This window comes from Hydrogenovibrio sp. 3SP14C1 (assembly GCF_029625905.1).
Lineage (GTDB): Bacteria > Pseudomonadota > Gammaproteobacteria > Thiomicrospirales > Thiomicrospiraceae > Hydrogenovibrio.
Window position 1 is genome coordinate 1 of the sequence record NZ_JARTLM010000053.1, and the last position, 287, is coordinate 287.

Sequence of the window (287 nt, forward strand, 5' to 3'; positions counted from 1 at the left end):
CCGACGCACGCGGGCGCTGGCCGGTGCCACCCTACGGCTCACCGAAGGCGACTACCATACCCGCTTGCCCGAACGCGGCCGCGATGAGCTGTCTCGCCTGGCCCGGGATTTCAACGTGCTGGCGGCCACCCTGGAAGCCAGCCGTGAGGCCCGGGCACGCTGGGTGTCGGACACGGCCCATGAGCTGCGCACCCCGCTGGCCGTACTGCGCGGTGAAATCGAAGCCATGCAGGATGGTATTCGCCCGCTGAATCAGGAGAACCTGAGCTCGCTGGCCCAGGAAGTGG

General features: G+C 68.6%; 1 protein-coding gene. It reads left to right on the plus strand.

Annotated features, from left to right (window positions below; genetic code table 11):
- The coding region (locus tag P8629_RS11605) for a HAMP domain-containing protein (protein ID WP_278166284.1) at nucleotides 1-287 on the plus strand (287 nt) is incomplete at both ends.